Origin of the sequence: Aquiflexum sp. (assembly GCF_041751335.1) — a bacterium.
In the GTDB taxonomy this organism is placed as follows: Bacteria; Bacteroidota; Bacteroidia; order Cytophagales; family Cyclobacteriaceae; genus Aquiflexum.
This window is the reverse complement of record NZ_JBGSXS010000148.1, coordinates 21034-36940: the sequence shown is the minus strand read 5'-3', so window position 1 is coordinate 36940 and position 15907 is coordinate 21034. Positions and strand designations below refer to the sequence as shown.

At 38.4% G+C, this 15907-nt stretch carries 16 protein-coding genes; 8 read left to right on the top strand and 8 right to left on the bottom strand.

Going from position 1 to position 15907, the window contains the following annotated elements; genetic code table 11:
- Positions 1-8: 8 nt before the first annotated feature.
- The 6 genes from ACEW8U_RS08155 to aroQ form a co-directional block, all read right to left on the bottom strand.
- Positions 9-1463 carry an IPT/TIG domain-containing protein gene (locus ACEW8U_RS08155; RefSeq protein ID WP_373521545.1) on the bottom strand — a complete coding sequence of 485 codons (1455 nt, stop codon included), beginning with the start codon at positions 1461-1463 and terminating at the stop codon, positions 9-11.
- 85 nt (positions 1464-1548) lie between these two features.
- Complete coding sequence (locus ACEW8U_RS08150; RefSeq protein WP_373521544.1) at positions 1549-2280, bottom strand: tRNA1(Val) (adenine(37)-N6)-methyltransferase; 732 nt, start codon at positions 2278-2280, stop codon at positions 1549-1551.
- 14 nt (positions 2281-2294) lie between these two features.
- On the bottom strand, positions 2295-2744 hold the full coding sequence (gene rnhA, locus ACEW8U_RS08145; RefSeq protein ID WP_373521543.1) for a ribonuclease HI: 450 nt from the start codon (positions 2742-2744) through the stop codon (positions 2295-2297).
- A gap of 90 nt (positions 2745-2834) precedes the next feature.
- On the bottom strand, positions 2835-3419 hold the full coding sequence (locus ACEW8U_RS08140; RefSeq protein WP_373521542.1) for a MarC family protein: 585 nt from the start codon (positions 3417-3419) through the stop codon (positions 2835-2837).
- A gap of 72 nt (positions 3420-3491) precedes the next feature.
- Positions 3492-4547 (bottom strand): aminotransferase class V-fold PLP-dependent enzyme, encoded by a 1056-nt coding sequence (locus ACEW8U_RS08135; protein WP_373521541.1) that lies wholly within the window; start codon positions 4545-4547, stop codon positions 3492-3494.
- A 115-nt stretch (positions 4548-4662) separates the two neighbouring features.
- Positions 4663-5082: a type II 3-dehydroquinate dehydratase gene (aroQ, locus tag ACEW8U_RS08130; protein ID WP_373521540.1), complete on the bottom strand. Its 420-nt coding sequence runs from the start codon at positions 5080-5082 to the stop codon at positions 4663-4665.
- A 129-nt stretch (positions 5083-5211) separates the two neighbouring features.
- Between aroQ and ACEW8U_RS08125 the strand changes: the two genes are divergently transcribed.
- The 7 genes from ACEW8U_RS08125 (at position 5212) to pyrF (ending at position 12459) form a co-directional block, all read left to right on the top strand.
- On the top strand, positions 5212-5403 hold the full coding sequence (locus ACEW8U_RS08125) for a type II toxin-antitoxin system VapB family antitoxin (RefSeq protein ID WP_373521539.1): 192 nt from the start codon (positions 5212-5214) through the stop codon (positions 5401-5403).
- A 142-nt stretch (positions 5404-5545) separates the two neighbouring features.
- Positions 5546-6448: a site-specific tyrosine recombinase XerD gene (xerD, locus tag ACEW8U_RS08120; protein ID WP_373521538.1), complete on the top strand. Its 903-nt coding sequence runs from the start codon at positions 5546-5548 to the stop codon at positions 6446-6448.
- A gap of 111 nt (positions 6449-6559) precedes the next feature.
- Positions 6560-7048 carry a hypothetical protein gene (locus ACEW8U_RS08115; protein ID WP_373521537.1) on the top strand — a complete coding sequence of 163 codons (489 nt, stop codon included), beginning with the start codon at positions 6560-6562 and terminating at the stop codon, positions 7046-7048.
- A gap of 175 nt (positions 7049-7223) precedes the next feature.
- Positions 7224-8279, top strand: coding sequence for a quinone-dependent dihydroorotate dehydrogenase (locus tag ACEW8U_RS08110; protein WP_373521536.1), 1056 nt, complete (start codon positions 7224-7226; stop codon positions 8277-8279).
- 125 nt (positions 8280-8404) lie between these two features.
- Positions 8405-10882 carry a DNA translocase FtsK gene (locus ACEW8U_RS08105; RefSeq protein ID WP_373521535.1) on the top strand — a complete coding sequence of 826 codons (2478 nt, stop codon included), beginning with the start codon at positions 8405-8407 and terminating at the stop codon, positions 10880-10882.
- 40 nt (positions 10883-10922) lie between these two features.
- Positions 10923-11579 carry an outer membrane lipoprotein carrier protein LolA gene (locus ACEW8U_RS08100; protein ID WP_373521534.1) on the top strand — a complete coding sequence of 219 codons (657 nt, stop codon included), beginning with the start codon at positions 10923-10925 and terminating at the stop codon, positions 11577-11579.
- 64 nt (positions 11580-11643) lie between these two features.
- Positions 11644-12459 carry an orotidine-5'-phosphate decarboxylase gene (gene pyrF, locus ACEW8U_RS08095; protein WP_373521533.1) on the top strand — a complete coding sequence of 272 codons (816 nt, stop codon included), beginning with the start codon at positions 11644-11646 and terminating at the stop codon, positions 12457-12459.
- 307 nt (positions 12460-12766) lie between these two features.
- On the opposite strand, the gene ACEW8U_RS08090 is transcribed toward pyrF, so the two are convergent.
- Both ACEW8U_RS08090 and truA read right to left on the bottom strand, forming a co-directional pair.
- Complete coding sequence (locus tag ACEW8U_RS08090) at positions 12767-14554, bottom strand: ABC transporter ATP-binding protein (protein WP_373521532.1); 1788 nt, start codon at positions 14552-14554, stop codon at positions 12767-12769.
- Positions 14551-15315, bottom strand: coding sequence for a tRNA pseudouridine(38-40) synthase TruA (gene truA, locus ACEW8U_RS08085; protein WP_373521580.1), 765 nt, complete (start codon positions 15313-15315; stop codon positions 14551-14553). Before truA ends, ACEW8U_RS08090 begins: the two co-directional genes overlap by 4 nt.
- A gap of 106 nt (positions 15316-15421) precedes the next feature.
- On the opposite strand from truA, the gene ACEW8U_RS08080 reads away from it, so the two are divergent.
- Positions 15422-15901 carry a DUF4293 domain-containing protein gene (locus tag ACEW8U_RS08080; RefSeq protein WP_373521531.1) on the top strand — a complete coding sequence of 160 codons (480 nt, stop codon included), beginning with the start codon at positions 15422-15424 and terminating at the stop codon, positions 15899-15901.
- Positions 15902-15907: the final 6 nt, after the last annotated feature.

Here is a 15907-nt window from a genome sequence, read left to right as displayed (position 1 = left end):
TTAATTTTTTAAAGCCCATTTGGATCAAATCTCCAGAATTCCATTTGATTGTTCGATTCAATTCTACGCGCTAAATAAATAAACCCATCATTAGAGTAAACCCCAACATTTAGGGCTGCGGAGATTCCATTGAAATCATTTTTTTTAATCCAATTTTTTGTAACCATATTTAATTGCCAAACCTGTACGGATCTATTATTCATTCCTAGGTAGACGTTATCACCTATGGTGACGCCAAAACCTGATCCACCAACGATGTCTCCGGGATAAAATCCGAATTCATTCCAGGTTTCAGTACCCGGATCAAAAGAAAAAATGGTTCTGTCAAATGGGGTTATGATATAGAATTTATTGTCGTGTTGGAAATGAAGAAGGGAATTATCTACGGAAAACGGAGTAGAAGTAATACTTTCCCAATTACCTTGGGATTTGGAATATTTATAAGAATTATCGTTTAATATCCCACCGAAAACATAAAGGTTTTCATTGGTTTCGAAAGAAATCGCATTTATACACTCGAATGGTAAATCAGGTAGTTTTTCAAAGGCGCCATTTTGGATGCTCCAAAAATCTCTGGAAGTTGTATATGGCGCTCGAGAGGCTAGCATTCCCCCACCTCCGAAATAGTTATTAGTATGAAATGCAAGCCATAGGGCATTGCCTTGAAATGGCACTTCTGTCCATTGTTCGTTACCCAAACTGTATTTCCACATTTTTGAACTCACCACCTGATTGGCATCAGTTCCTAATCCCAAATAGAAATTTTCATTGTCCTGAAAAAAGATATTATCTATAAATCTGACTGAGGCGGGAGGATTCTGCAATTTTAAAAATGACCCAGTGGTGTATTCAAATTGCTGAGAAAGCACAAATTCCTTCCCCTGAACAATAACGGTCACATTTTCTTTTGCCACAGAACCAGCAGCGGGAATTCGTGCTGTAATCCTTGATTCAAATTCAATATTTTGAATCTCGGCAGGTCTATTCCCGATCAGTATTCTGGTATCAGAAGTGAAATTTTTTCCAGTTAGCGTGATGATAGTACCTACAGGACCGTTGTTTGGTAAAAAACTTTGGACTTCAGGTGATAGTGTTGTGAGTTGCAAAACATTGCCGAACTGGATTTCCCCACCTACATTTATAAAGGATTTGGCAAAATAGCTTCGTTCAATGTTCAACGCATCAGTTTCACCTATAAATCTGCCCGGGGTGATTCTTTCTCCCAAAGAAATGATCATTGGCTGATTAAAGGACTCGTTTTCTGCTATGTAAAAACCATGGTCAGAAGCATTGATATTTTGGGTAGTAATGATCCTTCCCAACAATCTGGCGCGCTCCCCACTCAGATAAATAACCTCCTCAGTCACCAGTGAGGGAGATATATTATTTTCTTCCTCACATGATGAAAAAATACCAAATAGAATGGCCAGCAATGATAATAAACCAATCTTACTCTTATTCATTTAATTTGTTCTTAAAATAGGCTCTAAAAATACAGGAATAATGGGTTTAAAAAAATACTTTAGTCTTCGTAGGTTAATATATAAACTAGAATATGATAAGAAACTCGTTTAACAATTCCGAATAATCTTTCGAGTATTCTCCGGATTCATCCTTTATATTGATAATGGACTTTTTTATTGCTCCTTTTGAATATGAAAAATCCTGAATAGTCCTTATAATATTTTTATTCTGTTTATCCCTTAAATCTAGTTTCTCGGTGATAAAAAGTCCTAAAAACTCAAAAATTTTATTGATTGTATCCATTTGTTCAGGAGGTAGAATTAACCAGCAATGTCCTTTATTCTCCATCAAACTATAAATACCATTTGCAAGGTCAAAAAAAGAAAGACTGTCATTGTGTAACGCCAAATTTCTTTTTTGATCAATTGATTTTAAATGTTTTGGAAAATATGGGGGGTTGCTTACAATCAAATCAAATTTGATATCCTGCTTCCTTTGAAATTCCTGTAAGCTTTGATTTAAAATTTTGATCCGGTTACTCCATGGACTTTGGTGGATATTTTCAGAAGCCTGTTTGGCAGCATCTTTATCAATTTCAATCCCTGTAATCATTGCATTAGGAAACCTTTGGGCAAGCATCAAAGAAACAACCCCTGTACCTGCGCCAATGTCCAAAATATTTTTTGGATTTCCCCGTCCTGCAAATGCACCCAGGACTACCCCATCTGTGCTGATTTTCATGCCGCACCTGTCCTGGTGAACAGTAAATTGTTTGAACCGGAAAGAGGAGTCTTTTATTCTGCTAGCCAATGCCATGATAGAATAATTGATTAAAGATTCTCATAGCCCTCATCAATAGGTAAATTTGGCATTTCCGCAGCAGCTACCGCCAATTGATCGCAGCGTTCATTTTCTAGATGTCCTGCATGACCTTTTACCCACATGAACTTTGGCTTGTACCTAACATGCAAAGGAATATAGATCTTCCAGAGATCGACGTTCTTTTTGTCCTTGAAACCTTTTTTTTGCCAACCCCAAAGCCAACCCTTTTCTATGGCATCCACCACATACTTACTATCTGAGTAAATGGTAACTGGTATATCCCTTACTTTCAGTTCTTGAAGGGCACGGATAACAGCCAAGAGTTCCATTCGGTTATTGGTGGTAAGTTTGAAACCTCCCGAAAGTTCTTTTCTGTGCTTATTATATTTCATAACAACGCCATAACCTCCTGGCCCAGGGTTGCCTTTGGCGGCACCGTCTGTAAAGATTGTAATCATGCTGCAAAGAAAAGTAGATTTATTTTTGATTAACTATAAAAATTAGGAAATCCATTTAGGTTTTAAAAACTTGAATGGTTTGTTTCAAAATCAAATCATCTCACCAGTGTATAATGCTCCTTTGAAAATCTTGATGGCGATAGATAAAAGAATGATACCGAAAATCCTTCTTAACACATCCAATCCTGTCTTGCCTAATTTGCTTTCCAGCCAATTGGTACTCTTTAAAACTCCATACACTATAGCTAGGTTGATAATTATTCCGACCGCAATGTTGGCCTGCGTGTATTCAGACTTTAGAGTCAGAATGGTAGTCAATGTGCCTGCACCAGCAATTAATGGAAAAGCAATAGGGACTATTGATGCACTTGTGGTGGAGGCTTCCGGGTCAGGCTTAAACAGCTCTACACCTAAAATCATTTCTGCACCTAAAGCAAAAATGATCAATGCACCTGCAATTGCAAAGTCCTCAACTCCAATACCAAATAGTCCCAAGATTGACTTGCCAACAATAAGGAAAAGTATCATTAGAACACCAGCGGCAATGGTTGCCTTAGCCGATTGGATATGACCTACTTTTTTCCTAAGATTGATCACAATCGGTATGGAACCGAGAATGTCAATCACTGAAAAAAGTATCAATGTGACCGAGAATATTTCTTTGAAATTGAACATGGTGTTTTTGTGCTGTGGAAGCAACAGGTTGATAGTTAGAATTAGACTTTGAAGGTTGTCTAAATTTTAGGCCTAATATTTCTTGAGAAAATTGATCAGATTTTCAAATTCCGAATCGGAGATCGAAGGGAAATTCGCTATTCTAAAACTGCTTGACTTTAATGCACCATAGCCACCGCCCATCTGCATCCCTTCTTTTTCGGCTGATTTTTTTACTTCAGAGATAAGTTCATCCCTACCGGTAATAGCGAGAACAGTACTGCTTCTTGCTTCAGGATTGGGAATTAGCATTCTTAATTTTCCTGTCTTGGCTATTGTATCTTCCAGCATCCTCATCCTTTCCTTGGTTTTTTGGTCGATATGCTGGATTTCAGGGATGTCCTGTAAAACCCTATATAGTAAATAGATGCCAAAAACATTTGGGGTGTAGTGCGTCTGATAATTTTCTGCATTTTCAAGCATAAAGTTCAGGCTATTATACCTCCCTTTTTCGCCTTTATCTTTCGCCTTTGCAATAGCATTTGGGGAAATAATCAAAATACCCAATCCTGCAGGCAATCCAAAACATTTCTGAACTGAAGCATACCAAATATCTGCCAATCCAAATTCCAGCTCAATTCCTCCCATGGAAGAAGTTGTGTCCACCGCTATCATCTTTTCGGGATACTTATTTGCAATGGCTGCGATTGTCTGATTGGTGACCTGAGTGGCGTTTGAAGTCTCATTTTGGGTAATGGCAATCACATCATATTCTTCTCCAATTTCCAAATCTTCCACATCAATGGTCTGATCAGCTTCTAATTTATGGGCAAAGCATTTTGGTTCGATATATTTCGCATAATCAAACCATTTCTTGCCAAAAGAACCAGAAAAAATATGGTATCCTGCCGACTGCACAATGGATTGGGAAATGATCTCCCAATTCTCCGTTGCAGAGGAGGTGAAAAGTAATTTGTAATCATCAGGCACATGCAGCTTTTCACGCATTAGCGTTTCAGTTTCCTGATAGAGATTCATGAAAACAGCAGAACGGTGATTTGCGCTAAGAATTCCTTTTTCGTAGGCGTCCTGCATGTATTGGGGTAAGCTGTCATAGACCTTGGATGGTCCCGGTGCAAATGTGATCATGATTTCTAAATTTGATTGATTAATAGTTTGAAAAGTCTCTATGGTTATAGACATTCAATTTTGTATAAATGGATATTCGTTGATATTTTGATATTAGGATATTGGATTTCGGAACCTACTGGTTTAGAAAAAACTGGATGCCCAGTTCATACCCTTTGAGACCTAGACCAGATATCATGCCAACACATTCCTTGGTAATAATGCTTTTGTGACGGAATTCCTCTCTTTTGTAAATATTGGAAATATGTACCTCCAATACCGGAGTGGTCACTCCTGCAATAGCATCCGAAATGGCAACAGAGGTATGGGTATATCCTCCCGCATTAATAAGTATTGCATCAAAATCAAACCCAACTTCATGAATCTTATCAATGATTTCGCCTTCAATATTGCTTTGAAAATAGTATAATTCCAGATCAGAAAACTTGGTTTTCAAGGTTTCAAAATAATCTTCAAAGGAAGTGCTGCCATAAATCTCAGGTTCTCGTTTGCCCAAGAGATTGAGATTAGGACCGTTGATGATAAGGATTTTCAATGTGATTGGAGTTTAGTTGTTTTGAAAGGTTAAAGTTATCGGTTAAAAAGCGATTATGCAGATTTTTGGGGATTAAACTTTTGTATGTAAAAATAAAGCTAATTTTGTTTATAATCTGGATTCAAAATCATGAGAATATATATTGAAATAGATGAGAACCTGATAAGCGAGATTCTGGAAAAAACCTCAATCAAGACTAAAAAAGAGGTAGTAGAAACTTCACTGAGGGAGTATTTAAGAAAACTGAAATTGAGGGAGCTTGCGAAACTTCGTGAAAAATTGAAATGGGACGGTAGTCTTGAGGATATGAGATCAATATAAAAGATTATGGTTTTAATCGTACTGCATTATGGATTGCAATTTATTTCAACATTCCAATTTGGCACAGAGATAGAGATTTTGACCACATTGCTTTAGGAAGCAATCTTCAATTATTCACTTGATATTTTAATAAGAAAAATATATGGCCACTTGGACCCCAATTCTCCGCCAATTTCAACATCACCTGAAAATCGAAAGGTCATTAAGTAAAAATTCCATGCTTGCCTATCAGCAGGACATGGAAAAGCTCAGCAGGTATATGGAGAATAATTTCCCCGATGTACAACCTACACAGGTTAAATTGGAGCACCTCAGGTATTTTGTAAATGGACTGGCCGAACTTGAAATCTCGGAATACACCCAAGCCCGCATCATCTCAGGGATCAAAGCATTCTACCGATTTCTGATGTATGAGGACAGAATTTCTGAAGATCCAGCTCAACTTTTGGAAGCACCTAAATTGGGAAGAAAACTTCCGGATACTTTAAGTTTTCATGAGATCAATCAGATTTTGGAAAGTATTCCTCTAGGAGAAGCTCAAGGTCATCGCAACAGGGCAATGTTGGAAGTTCTGTATAGCTCTGGATTGAGGGTTACGGAATTGATCGAATTAAAAATTGGCAATGTCTACGCAGACGTGGGTTTTTTAAGAGTCATTGGAAAAGGAAATAAGGAAAGACTTGTGCCTATTGGAAAAGATGCGCTGAAGTATTTGAAGTTATACGCAGAAGAAGTTCGCAACCATATGACACCGGCCAAAGGCCATGAGCAATATGTATTCCTTAACCAAAGAGGCAAAAAACTCACCCGGGTGATGGTTTTCCTAATTATCAAAAAACAAGTAGAATTGATTGGTTTGAAAAAAAATGTAAGTCCCCATACTTTCCGTCATAGTTTTGCTACCCACATGATCGAAGGAGGCGCTGATTTGAGGGCCGTTCAGGAGATGCTCGGACATGAAAGCATCACCACTACTGAAATCTACACCCATCTTGACAGGGATTACCTTAGGCAAGTACTGAATGAGTTTCATCCGCGGGGATAATTAGAGGAAGAATTATAAAGATTTAATAACCCATGATGATTTGCATTCTTTTTAAAAAAAAAGTTAGTTTTCGAAGAAATGAATTCACCTTTGTTATAAATTTTATTCTTTATGTATATACTCAGACTAACCATTTTATTCTTTTTATTGGGTACAGGTATTTCGTTCGGTCAACAGGTAGAAAAATATCAACTTGGTCTGTTCCATAAGTCCAATGGAAATATTCAATATATCAATAATGGGAAAAGAGTGATTGTGCGGACATTTGATGGGAAGCGCTTCAAAGGGGAAATGGTTATATTAAATGATGGAAGGATTTTTGTAAAAGGTGATGAAGTTGATATCAATGAAATTGCTAAATTTAAGTCAAACCCTATTGGACCAAAAGTAGTAGGAGTAGGAATAATAGCCCTTGGAGGGGCAGTTACGATGTTAGAACTTCTGATTTCAACTGTTGTTGTAGGTATTACTCCATTTAGTGATAATAAAATTTCGCATAGTGGAACGGGATTAATAATAGCAGCTACTGGAATTCCATTCTTCTTGATCAAAAGGTCCTTTAATGAACGGAATTGGATTTTTCAGTTAGTTACAGAATAATATAAGATTCTAGATAGCTAAAGTTTGAATGTTGCCTTCGGTCTTCCAACTCCGGAGTTTCAAAAAAGAAAAGTTGGATAATTACTTCATTTTAGGCAATAATATTCTCTGAGAATAAAGGTATTATTTGTAATCCATTTGGTTTAATTTAGCGCTTTGAAAAAAAGACAGCAAAGTGTACAAATCTATCGTCAAGCCAATACTTTTTAGGAAAAACCCGGAGGACGCCCACCACCTTACTTTTGACCTGATCAAAAAAAGCTTTAACCTCCCACTTGTTAGGAACATCATAGAAGGAATTTACGATTATCAAAATCCAGTTTTGGAAAGGGAAGTATTTGGGTTGAAATTCAAAAATCCCGTTGGATTGGCCGCAGGTTTTGACAAAGATGCTAAATTGATAGATGAGATGGCCATGTTGGGATTTGGATTTATTGAGATTGGTACGCTCACTCCGCAGCCCCAAGAAGGTAATCCAAAACCGAGGTTATTCAGGCTTCCATCCGATGAGTCATTGATCAATAGAATGGGTTTCAACAATGGGGGGGTGGACGAAGCCATCATTCGTCTTAAAGAGAGAAATTCAAACGTATTGATAGGTGGGAATATTGGTAAAAACAAAGTAACAAGCAATGAAAAAGCTGTCGATGATTACCTCTACTGCTTTGAAGCACTTTTTCCCTATGTGGACTATTTTGTAGTCAATGTCAGTTCTCCGAACACACCGAATCTTAGGGACCTACAGGAAAAAGAACCACTCAAAAAGCTGTTATTGGCAGTTAAAAAAGCCAATCTAAACAAAAACAAACCCAAACCCATCCTTCTCAAGATTGCACCTGACCTGACTGTGGGACAGTTGGATGATATTGTGGAAATAGTCCTGGAAACCGAAATTGACGGTGTGATTGCTACGAATACGACGATTGATCGAAGTCTGTTGACTACAGATGTCAAGCAAATCGAAGAAATTGGTGCAGGAGGGGTAAGTGGAAAAGTATTGGCAAAAAGAAGTACTGAAGTGATCCGCTTTTTGGCCAAACAATCCAATAATGCTTTTCCTATTATTGGTGTCGGAGGGATATTTTCAGCACAGGATGCCATTGATAAATTGGAAGCGGGGGCGTCTTTGGTACAGATTTATACAGGGATGGTCTATAAGGGTCCGGGTTTAGTCAAACAAATCAATAAGGGTTTGGCCAAATATTTGAGCAATTCGAAAGTTAAAGTATAAATGATTTTGAATCTTCCGCTTACATTTTAACCAATAGGCTTTTCATCAAATTGTGGGACTGATTGTTCGGAAATCTGTATATTTCCGCGATCTTCCATTTATTTGGGACTGATAGAATATACATTATGGCTTCCGAAACACCCAGAACAAACACCTTTAGAAAGAAAAGTGACCCCAAATCCAAATCCAAGGAAAAGAGTCCAAGTCGCTTTTCCCTGGATTTTGTGAAGGATAAAAGAATACCGTTGACCTTGGGAATAGTCTTTATTCTTGTAGCGATATTCCTTTTGTTTGCATTCTTTAGTTATCTGTTTTCAGGTAAAGCTGACCAAAGTCTTGTAGCCTCTGAGTTGGAACAGGGCGTAAGAAGTACCGCTGCAGAAACAAGAAATTGGCTTGGTCTGGTTGGCGCCCAAATGTCGGACCTTTTTATCCGAAGGTGGTTTGGATTGGCAGCTTTTCTCTTTCCTCCTTACCTGTTTCTTTTGGGTTTCAAACTAGCGTTCAAAAAATCTTTGATTTCTCTGTCCAGGTATAGCGCTTTTGCTTTGTTCTTTGTCTTTTGGATAGGCCTCGTCACAGGTTACCTTGTTCAGTTGGCCGATGGTTTTAATACCCTTGGGTTTTTGAGTGGGGGCTTTGGTTACGAACTTGGATTGTTATCCAGTGAATTTCTTGGCTGGGGTAGTATCCTCCTCATTGTGGGTTCCCAATTGATTTTTCTTGTTTTTTTCTTCAATATTCATCAATTCAACTGGTCTTTGAGCGAAGGAATAACTGGATCTGTGGAAGAAAGGGTTTCCAAAAATTCACCTTTTGAGGACAGTTTAGATGATGTAGAAGAAGAAAGAGATGAATTAGGAATAGAAGGGGAGTTAGATGAAGAAGAAATTGAAGAAGATGTAAGTAGCTGGACCATTAAATCTGAAAAAGAGGAAAATAAAAAATTGGGTACTTCACCTGTTTTCAACATAGAAGGAGAAGATTTGGTGGATGAAGAAAATAAACTTGAAATAACATCCCGAATTGAGGAGAAAAAGTTTTCGGTCAGCAAATCCGAAAGGGAGGAGAAAACAGCCGAAGAGGTAGAAAACCTCGATCCTTATGACCCAACGCTGGATTTGCCTCATTATAAGTATCCAACGCTTGACCTGCTCAATGACTATGACTTCCAAAAAGTCACCGTTTCAAGACAGGAGTTGGAAGAGAATAAAAATAAGATTGTAGAAACGCTGGTCAATTTTAAAATCGGTATTCAAGAAATTAAAGCTACAATAGGCCCTACTGTAACACTTTACGAGATAGTACCTGATCCAGGGGTCAAGATTTCCAAGATCAAAAATCTTGAGGATGATATAGCACTGAGTTTGGCTGCATTGGGTATCCGTATCATTGCGCCTATTCCTGGCAAAGGAACAATTGGTATAGAAGTTCCCAACAAAAACAGAGAACTTGTGCCTGCTAGGTCAGTCATAGGTACGGAGAAATTTATGAAAAGTGATAAGGATCTTCCTGTCGCTTTAGGCAAAACTATTTCCAATGAAGTGTTCGTGATGGATTTGGCAAAAATGCCACACTTGCTGATGGCTGGTGCGACCGGTCAGGGTAAATCTGTGGGGTTGAATATGATCTTGGCATCTTTGGTGTACAAAAAGCATCCATCCCAACTGAAGTTTGTTTTGGTTGATCCTAAAAAAGTTGAATTAACGCTTTTCAATAAAATAGAAAGACACTTTTTAGCTAAGCTACCAGGAGCGGAAGAAGCGATTATCACGGATACCAAAAAGGTTATCTATACTCTGAATTCTCTTTGTATAGAGATGGATAAACGCTACGATCTACTCAAAGATGCCGGGTGTAGAAATCTCAAAGAATACAATGCCAAATTTGTAGCCCGTAAGTTGAATCCTGAAAAGGGGCATAAGTTTATGCCTTACATCGTATTGGTTATTGATGAGTTGGCTGATCTGATGATGACCGCTGGCAAAGAGATAGAAGCCCCTATAGCCCGTTTGGCACAATTGGCAAGGGCTATCGGGATTCACCTCGTCGTGGCCACCCAGCGTCCATCCGTCAATGTAATCACAGGTATTATCAAAGCCAACTTCCCGGCAAGGCTTTCCTTCCGGGTGACTTCCAAGATTGACAGCAGGACTATTTTGGATGCAGGTGGAGCAGACCAATTGATTGGGATGGGAGATATGTTGCTTTCCCATGGTTCTGAAATGACCCGATTGCAATGTGCTTTTTTGGATACTCCCGAGGTGGATTCTATTTGTGATTGGATTGGGGAACAAAAAGGCTATTCAGATGCCTATCTTTTGCCTGAGTTTGAAGGGGAGGAAGGAGAAGGTAACTTGTCAAGTATTGACTTGGCGGACAGAGACCCTCTTTTTGACGACGCGGCCAAATTGATTGTGTTGCATCAGCAGGGAAGTACTTCTCTGATTCAAAGGAAGTTGAAGCTCGGCTATAACCGTGCAGGGAGGATTGTTGACCAATTGGAAGCAGCAGGTATAGTGGGACCGTTTGAAGGAAGTAAAGCCAGGGAGGTTTTGATACAGGATGAAGCCAGTTTGGAACGGTTATTGAACAATCTATAATTCTTCTTGATTTATACAAAGGAGAAAACCTACAATCAAAATGAAAAACATAATCACCCTTGTCGTATTTCTTTTTTCAGCTTATATGTCCCCAACTGTTTTTGCACAAAAGGACCCAAAAGCAAAAACCATTTTGGACGGCATGAGCCAGAAATACAAATCATTGAAAGGTCTTCAAGCCAGTTTTGAATTTTCCTATGCCGAATTTGAAGATGGAAAAAGTCAGTCACAAAGTGGAGACATAGCCATAAAAGGGGATAAATATCATTTGAAATTACCAGAACAGGAGATTTTCAACAATGGCAAAACTGTTTGGACATATATAGAATCCGGAAATTACAAAGAGGTAACTGTCAACAATGCGGGCGATATGGAGGATGAACTGACACCCTCTTCTGTATACACGATATATCAAAAAGGATATAATTATAGATTGATCGGTGAAAAAAATGAAAAAGGGACTGTCATACAGGAAATTGAGCTCTTAGCTGAAAAATCCAATGCCCCTTTCAAAAGGGTTAAATTATTTGTTGACAAAAACAAAAAAGATTTGATGGGTTGGGAAATATATGATGATCAGGGAGGAGTATTTAAATATAAATTCACATCGGTAAATACAGAAGTTGATTTGCAAGATTCTTATTTCACATTTAATCCGCAGAAATTCGGAAAGGTAGAAATCATTGATCTGCGCTGAAATTAATATTCAGGGAGGGATTGAAATATTTTTTATGCCTACTTTTAGGAAAATTTAACCCTTCATGAATCGAAAAGAACTCTTTCAGCAAATCAGTGATAAAAAATCTTTTTTGTGTGTGGGTCTAGATACGGACCTTTCTAAAATACCTTCGCACCTGCTCAAAGAATCGGATCCTATTTTTGAATTCAATAAGCAGATCATCGAACAGACTGCCGATTTTGCTGTCGCCTACAAACCCAACATTGCTTTCTATGAGGCTCTTGGTCCCAAAGGATGGGAAAGTCTTCAAAAGACTTTGGAGTTTATCCCGAAAGAAATTTTCACCATTGCCGATGCTAAAAGAGGGGATATAGGAAATACTTCCGGCTTGTATGCCAAAGCCTTTTTTGAAACCATGGATTTTGATTCGATCACTGTGGCGCCTTATATGGGAGTGGACAGTGTCAGACCTTTTTTGGAATTTGAAAATAAATGGGTGATCCTATTGGCTTTAACTTCCAATGAAGGAAGTGCAGATTTTCAACTCTCTACATCCCAATCGGGGAAACCATTCTTTCAGGAAGTTTTGGAGAAAAGCAGCGGTTGGGGAAATCCAGATAATATGATGTATGTGGTCGGTGCCACAAGAGGAGAGAAGATCGCAGAGGTCAGGAAAATTGTACCTGAACATTTTTTTTTAGTTCCAGGTGTTGGCGCCCAGGGAGGCAGCCTTGCAGAAGTAGCTAAATTCGGTATGAACAGTCAATGCGGTCTTTTGGTCAATTCATCGAGAGGGATTATATATGCAGGTAATGATAAGGACTTCGCAAAAGTAGCCGGAACCGAAGCTAAAAAATTGCAACAGGAAATGGAAACAATGCTGAATAAGTATCTCTAAACCCTTCTCGGATTCATTAAATCGTCCTTACCTACGGTACTTTTGGTGACGTGTTATCGATTTGATCCCGGCAATAAATTGCCGGGCTGCTATTTCGGTCATGCCTACGGCATTAATTATGGATTTATTTTAACAGAATTGCCACATTTGTTACATCTCCTACCGCTAATTACAAATGATGACATCCAAATCAAATCTTAGGAAGTTATCTGACTCAAATCTAAAATCTGAATTCTGCCTTTACCCTTCACCCTTCATCCCTTATCCTTTATCCTTCATCCCTTATCCTTTATCCTTCATCCTTTAATTACCCCAACCCTTCCCCGATGGCCATTGACTTCATTTGCATTTGATGTAATTGAGAATAAAAACCTCCCAATTCAAGCAAGCTTTCATGGGTACCCATTTCCTTGATTTCACCATGGTGCAATACGATGATTTTATCTGCTTTTTGGATGGTAGATAGTCTGTGGGCAATTACGATGGAAGTTCTTCCTTTCATCATTTTTGAAATTGCTTTTTGGATCATTTCTTCTGTTTCTGTATCCACGGAAGATGTTGCCTCATCAAGGATGATGATTTCAGGATTATAGACCATGGCCCGTACAAATGAAATCAATTGCCGTTGGCCCACCGAAAGCGTAGCGCCTCTTTCCATGACATTATAATCTAAACCACCGGGAAGTCTTTCTATAAACTTTTTGGCACCGACTAATTTGGCCGCTTTCATGACTTCTTCTCTACTGATGTCAGGATTGCCTAAAGTAATGTTGTAGAAGATGGTTTCTGAAAACAGGAACACATCCTGTAAAACTACTCCAATATGCCTTCTCAATGAGCCTAATTCAAAATCCCGAATATCCGTATCATCTATTTTGATAGTCCCTTGGTTGATTTCGTAAAACCTATTGATCAGGTTGATGATCGAGGATTTGCCTGCACCTGTCGCACCTACCAATGCGATGGATTCCCCATGTTTGGCCTCAAAGTTGATATTTTTCAAGACCCAATCTTCATCAATATAGGCAAACCAAACATTTTCAAGCTTGATATTACCTTTCAATTTTTCGGGCTTTAAGTTGCCTTCATTGGGAATTTGGTCATCACTTTCAAGTAATTTGAAAATTCTTGAAGAGCTGACCACTCCCATTTGCAGGGTATTATACCTGTCAGCAATCATCCGGATTGGCCTGAAAAACAGCTGTAGGTACATAATAAATGAAATCAATACACCGACTTGAATATCCAGGTCAAAGACGCCTGTGGCACCATACCAAACTACTAATCCTATACCAATGGCCTGTATGATTTCAGCTACAGGGAAATAAATGGAATAATACAGAACGGATTTGATGTGGGCTTTTTTATGGTCTCTATTGATGTCCTTGAATTTTTCATATTCCCGCTGCTCCCGGTTGAATATTTGGACAATATTCATTCCTGTAATATGTTCCTGTAAGAATGAATTTAGGTTGGAGACGGCATTTCTTACCTCATTGAAAGCGAATTTTATTTTCTCTTTGAACACATAAGTAGAAATGAGCAATAAAGGCAGGGTACACAAACTCACCAAGGTGAGTTTCCAGTCCACATAAAACATCACGGCGAGGATTGTCACCAACTGTAACAGGTCACCGATGATGGCTGCAAGACCTTCACTGAAAACCTCAGCAAGTGTTTCAATGTCTGAGATGTTTCTAGTAACCAACCTTCCAATGGGAGTATTATCAAAAAACTTGAGACGCATTTTCAGTAGATGCCTATATAACTTGATTCGGATATCCTTGATAATTACCTGACCAATCCATCCTGATAGATATGTGTGTGCAAACTGAACAACAGCCTGCAGTACCATTAGAAAAATGAGCAAATAAATAATTCTGACAAGACCGTTCCCATCTCCCACTGCTACATAATCATCTATGGCAACTTGGATAAAGTAGGGCCTTGTAGGAGCCAATATAGCCAAAGTAATGGTCAAAAAAACCAAAAAATAGAATTGTGGTTGATAGGGTTTGACAAACTTGTAAAGTTTCCTCAATACCTGGGTGTCAATAATGTCACCGCTTTTGATATTTTCTTTTTCCAGGCTCAAAAGTTTGTCGATTTAAATAAATTTTCGGAATATATGATTTTACAAAGGTATAATCCATGGGCAGGCGCAGACGATTTTGCTTGTGTTCTGTCTTTGCTTTCCAAAATATCAACAAATTGATCAATGCTGAGCTTATCTGTCCCCACATTTGTCAAAGTGCCGACAATGGCCCGTACCATTCCACGCAAAAACCTGTTGGCAGTTATATGAAATAACAATTGCTGGTCAATTTGTTCCCAATAAGCCTCTTTTATTTTACAGTTGAAATGGGTTACATCTGTTCGAACTTTACTGAAGCACTGAAAATCTTCATATCGGAGAAGCATTGAAGCGGCTTCGTTCATTTTTTCGATGTCTACATTTTTGTGGAACAGCCAAGAATATTCCTGTTCAAAAGGATTTTTCCGGAGGCTGATTTTATAAACATAACTTCTCCAAAGTGCATCAAATCTTGTGTGAGCATCCTCATGGACTCTTTTTAGGGAATATCCTGATATATCCTTAGGTATAATGGCATTGAGTTTTTTGATAAAATCCTTTTCAACCAATTCTTCCTGTGCATCAAAATGTACGAACTGCTGACTGGCATGAACACCTGTATCAGTCCTGCCACTACCCATGATGGAAGTTGGCTGACCCAAAATGATGGAGATTGCATTTTCCAATTCAGCCTGAACAGAATGTGCATTTTTTTGGATTTGCCATCCATGGTATCGGGTCCCTTTATAAGCTAGTTCAAGAAAGTATCTGAATTTTATCATTTTGGTGCTACAAAGATACCAATCCCTATCAATTTCAAATGACCATTTATCCATTCCTTGCGATTCAACAAATAACCCTGTTTCTTTGTCAAAATTTAGCACAAAGATGATACAACGAATTCAAACTGTTTTTATGTTTTTGGTGGCTGTGGCCATGGTATTGGTATTGATATTTCCCATTTGGCATCAGGTCAACCCTAGTCAAACTCAAATAGCCACGCTTACTGCATGGGCTTTGAATACAATAGATGTTGAATCAGGTGGTCTAGTACAGTCCAGTTCGAAGGTAGCAATAGCCATACTGGCATTTATATCTATGGGATTAGCACTATTCAGTATATTTCAATATAAAAATAGAACCCGACAGATGTTTGTAAATATGATGAATTCATTGGCGATGGTCATCAATGTTGGTATCATTATTTGGTTTTCCCATAATGCCAATGAAGTAATCAATCCTCAAGTCAATGGTGCATTTGTGATTGGTTTTTGGGCAATTTTTGCTGGGATGATCATGAATTTATTGGCGAATAGGTTTATCAGAAAAGATGAGATGCTGGTAAGGTCTGTTGACAGAATCCGTTAAAATCAA